The sequence below is a fragment of the Synechococcus sp. OH2 genome, from assembly GCF_047462155.1.
GTDB lineage: Bacteria > Cyanobacteriota > Cyanobacteriia > Thermostichales > Thermostichaceae > Thermostichus.
On sequence record NZ_JANSIR010000050.1, the window covers coordinates 36,125 to 39,085 of the forward strand.

Consider the following 2,961-nt stretch of genomic DNA (forward strand, 5'->3'; position numbering starts at 1 on the left):
TAGGTGCGCCGCGGCCCGCCCCAGATGGCAATCAGCAGATAAAGCGGGATCAGCTCAACTTCGTAGAACAGGAAGAATAGCAGCAAGTTCTGGGCCAGAAAAGCCCCCGCAATGGCGGCTGCCAGCAGCAACACCAAGCTGTAGTAGAGGCGAGGCCGCTCCACCTGGCCGCTGGCCCAAAGGGCAATCAACACCAGCAAGCCAGTCATCACCACTAGCGGCAGGGAGATCCCGTCCACCCCCAGCTCATAAACCAAGCCCAACTGCGGGATCCAGGCCACTCGTTCGGCCATCTGGATCCCTTGCTCTTGAGGATCCAAAAGCAGCAGCAATCCCAAGCTCAGCCCCAACAAAGCCAGGCCAAACCCCAAAGCCAAAGTCCGGTGCAGGCCCTTCCCCGCTCGCTCGGGGATCAGCCCCACCAAGATGCTGCCCAACAACGGGATCCCGACCAAAAGGCTGAGCATCGCTTTCTCCCACTCAATAGGCCAATCCCAAATGGGGCGAACGCAGCAGCCAAGCGGTAACCACCACGACCCCAATGACAATGAGCAGCACGTAGAGCTGCATCCGCCCCGACAGGGTGTACTTGAGGGCTTCGCCGCTGAACAAAAAAGCCAGGCTCACCCCGTTCACCAGGCCATCCACCCCGTTGCGATCCAGCCATTCCAGTCCGCGGGAGAGGGCGCTGACCGGCTGCACCAGCAGCGCCTGGTAGAGCTGCCCGGTGTAGAAATCCTGGGCCAAGAGATCCTGCAGCTCCGGCCAGGGCAGGCGCAGCCGCCGCCGGCCTCCCCAGTACAGCCAGGCACCAACACTGGCTCCCAGCAACCCTGCGGTCCCCAGCAAGACAGCCATCTGCTGCAGCTCCGGGATCCAAGCGGGATAAAGCCCCCAGCGCCAGAAGAGCCAGGGCATGAGCAAGTTCTGCACTGTCAGGATAACCATGGGCAGGGCCATCAGCCAGCCCACCTCAGGCGCGCGGCGCGTCTTGGGCTGCGGGGATCCCAAAAAGACCAGACCAAACACCCGCGCCAGATTCAAAGCCGTCAGCCCGTTAACCAGCAGCAACACCCCCATCAGGGCCGGCTCGCTGTACACCAGCGCCAGGCGAATGAGAGTCCAAAAGCACCCCAGTGGGGCCACCATCCCCAGGGATCCCACGGCAAAGGCGGCCAGGGTAGCCGGCATGCGGCTCCCTAGGCCCCCCAGCTCCGTCAGATCCTGGGTAGCAGTGGTGTAGATGAGGGATCCCACCCCCATAAACAGCAGCGCCTTGGCCAGGCCGTGCATGAGCAGCAGCTCCAGGGCCAAATCCGGCTGCCCCGTCCCCACCGCCGCAAACACCAAGCCTAGGTAGGCACTGGTGGAGTAGGAGAAGGTGCGCTTAAGGTCGATTTGCGCCAAGGCCACTAGGGATCCCCCTATAGCCGTAATCGTGCCGATGACCACCAGCACCCCATCCGTGACGGGGGAGAGGGACAAGACTGGCTGCAGCTTGATGAGCACAAAAGCTCCAGCGGCCACCACCGCCGAGTTGCGTAGGATCGAAGCCGGGTTGGGTGCCTCCATGGCCTCATCCAGCCACAGGTGCAGCGGGAACTGGGCGCACTTGCCCAGCGGCCCTGCAATCAAAGCCAACCCCATCAAGGCCGCCCAAGTCGGATCCAAGCTGGTCGTAGCCGCCCAATCCCGCAGGCCGGAAAAGGTCAAGGAGCCGGAGAAATTGGAGACCGCCACCACCCCCATCAACAGCAACAGGTCTCCCACCCGTTTGGTGAGAAAAGCATCCCGCGCTGCAGTAACCACCAGCGGCTGGGCGTACCAGAAGCCCACCAACAGATAGGTGGAAAGCGTCAGCATCTCCAGCAGCGCGTAGCTGAAAAACAGGGAATCGCTGAGGGCGATCCCCGTCATCCCGCCCTCGAAAAAGCCCATCAGAGCGGCAAAGCGACCCAAGCCCCAGTCCTTATCCAAATACCCCAAGGCATAGATCTGGGCCAGCAAGCTCAAGCCGCTGAACCAGACAACGGTTCCCAGCGTCAGAGACGAAACCTCCAAAGACAGGGTCAAATCCAAATCGGCCACCCGAAACCAGAGGTAGTTCAGGATCTGGGGATCCCGACCCCAAACCTGCCGCAACAGCCAAAGGCCATGAGCAAGGGCCGCAAAGGTCAGTAGGATATTGAGGTAAGCTGCCGGACGTGGGCCACTGCGCTTAATCCAGCCACTGGCCCAAGGGAGAGCCAGCGCTGTCCCCACCCAGCCATAAAAGGGGAGCCACCAGGCGCTCTCTGGCCCAATTGCCCAGTCTTCAAAGCCCGCCATCTGCTGCTTGCAACAAGTAGCTAAGCATTTTTTTTCAATGAACGGCTACAGTCCAAATATACACAGGGTACGTAGGAAGCTTGGCTCAGGAAGGTGCAAAATCCCCAGATTTCCGTAAGGCTTTTCCTAGGGGAGCAGAATCCTCAAACCCGCCGGGGATCAGCAGCGCCCAGGCGATAGCCGCGGGGGGTGATCAGCCACCTGCCGTAGCGAAAGGTCTGCGAGTTGCCGATCAAGACCAGGGTAAACATGTCCACCTGCTCAGGATCCAACTCCCCCAGCGTGGTGAGGTGGAAAACCTCGCCGGAACGGTAGAGGTTGCGGGCCACCGCCACAGGGGTGTGGGTGGGACGGGCGGCCAAAAAGATCTGCAGGGCTTTGAGGAAGGGATCCAGCCGCTGCCGCGAGCGGGGATTGTAGAGGGCCACTACAAAGTCAGCGGCCGCCGCCGCCTGCAACCGCTTCTCGATGGCCGGCCAGGGGGTAAGGCGATCGGAGAGGGAAATGGCGCAAAAATCCTGCACCAGGGGCGCCCCCAGGCGGGCGGCGGCAGCCTGAAGGGCGGAGATCCCTGGCAGCACCTCCAGAGAGGGGCAGCTCCCATCCCAGCCGCTGCGGGCCAAGTACTCCAGC

2 protein-coding genes and 1 pseudogene are annotated in these 2,961 nt (G+C 61.9%); all 3 read right to left on the reverse strand.

Annotated elements, in window-relative coordinates; all coding sequences use genetic code 11:
* Positions 1-467 (reverse strand): annotated as a pseudogene (locus NW835_RS04050) (NAD(P)H-quinone oxidoreductase subunit D4); the annotation flags it as partial.
* Between the two features lie 13 nt (positions 468-480).
* On the reverse strand, positions 481-2,328 hold the full coding sequence (locus NW835_RS04055) for an NAD(P)H-quinone oxidoreductase subunit F (protein WP_414414577.1): 1,848 nt from the start codon (positions 2,326-2,328) through the stop codon (positions 481-483).
* A gap of 143 nt (positions 2,329-2,471) precedes the next feature.
* Positions 2,472-2,961 (reverse strand): SAM-dependent methyltransferase (locus NW835_RS04060; protein WP_414414578.1); only part of this gene is annotated, 490 nt, incomplete at its 5' end.